This is a genomic window from Mesorhizobium sp. (assembly GCF_005063415.1).
Taxonomy (GTDB): domain Bacteria; phylum Pseudomonadota; class Alphaproteobacteria; order Rhizobiales; family Rhizobiaceae; genus Mesorhizobium.
In genome coordinates this window covers 322-1,711 of record NZ_SUEG01000318.1, presented here as the reverse complement: position 1 = coordinate 1,711, position 1,390 = coordinate 322, and the positions used below count along the sequence as shown (strand labels likewise).

The following is a 1,390-nucleotide window of genomic DNA, read 5'->3' as shown; positions in this document are numbered from 1 at the left end:
AGGCCATGATCACCCCGCCATAGAGTTGCTGCGTCAGCACCTGCGCTGAATAGAGGGTATGCGCGTCGGGCACGAAATAGGCGCCAAGCATGCGGCCCTTCACCTCCATGGCGTGCACCAGCGCGTCGACCATGGTGTTCTGCGCCGCAAGGGCTCCCAGCGTCTCGCGCACCTGCGGAAAGTTGATGACGCCATTGGTCTCGGCGATGCGCCGGGCAATGCCGACGAGGAAGCGCATCTTCACCATCAGGCGGATCTGGGCCTGGTAGTTCTGGAAGACATGCGCCGGCGTGGCATGGAACTGCCGTTGGCACATGGCGATGTCCCGGTTGATAAAGACGCGCTCCCAGGGAACTTTCACATCGTCGAAGTAGAGCACGGCATCGTTCTCGTCGAAGCGGCTGGCGAGTGGATTGTCGAAGACACTGACGGCGCTCTCCTCGTAGGATTTGCGAGACAGGATCTTCAGCCCGCCAGCGTTCATCGGCACGGCAAAGGACACTGCATAGGGCTCGTCGCCCTCGCGCAGCGGCTGGATGCAGGTGACGAACACCTCGTTTGCCATGATGCCGCCGGTCGCCAGCATCTTGGCGCCGCGGATCGTCAGGCCTGCGGCGTCCTGGTCGACGACGCCGGCGGTGAGGAAGCGGTCCTGCTGCTCACCCGCGGACTTCGAGCGGTCGGCCTGCGGATTGAGGATGGCATAGGTGAGATAGAGCTCATTATCCCGGGCATAGCGGTAATAGTCGGCAAGTGCCGCGGCGCGCGCCTTGTCATAAGCCTCGAAGACCTCGATCCCCATGAACATGCCAGAAATGCAGGAAGCGACATGGTCCGGGGCGCGACCGAGAAAGCCATAGTGAAGCTCTGTCCAGGCTTCCAGCGCCTTGCGCCGCTCGACGAGGTCGGCATGGCTGCGCGGCAACTGCCAGATGCGGTTGGCCCGCTGCCCACCACTTTCGGGAACCTCGAAGGTCATCAGTTCCCGGTTGTCCTGCCGCGCCTGGAAGTCATACAGCGTGCCGACCGACCGGATCGTCTGGCGGAAGGCTGGATGCGCGGTGACGTCGCCAGCCGCCTGGCCGTTGATATAGACCTGCCTGCCGTCTCTCAGCATCTCGATATGCTGCGCCCCAGTCTTGATCATCTTACCCTCCAAGGTCAGTAGTGCCAAGAAATCAGTAGTGAATGTCGAGTGGCCAGAGCGGCGCCGTGAACTCCGTTGGCTGCAGTGATGCGTAGCGCCCCTTGCCGAAAACCAGCGGCTGTCGATCGGCGAAGGACCGGAAATGCTTCACCCTAGCGATGAACAGCACGTGGTCGCCGGCTTCGTGCCTGGCCCACGGCTCGCAATCGAATAGCGCCGCTACCCCAGGCAGCACCGGGCCGC

At 62.8% G+C, this 1,390-nt stretch carries 2 protein-coding genes; both read right to left on the bottom strand.

Features of this window, described 5'->3' with window-relative positions; translation table 11 throughout:
* Positions 1 to 1,147: 4-hydroxyphenylacetate 3-hydroxylase N-terminal domain-containing protein (locus E5W70_RS32260; protein ID WP_292665390.1), on the bottom strand; the 1,147-nt coding region annotated here is incomplete at its 3' end.
* 31 nt (positions 1,148 to 1,178) lie between these two features.
* Positions 1,179 to 1,390: flavin reductase family protein (locus E5W70_RS32255; protein ID WP_292665388.1), on the bottom strand; the 212-nt coding region annotated here is incomplete at its 5' end.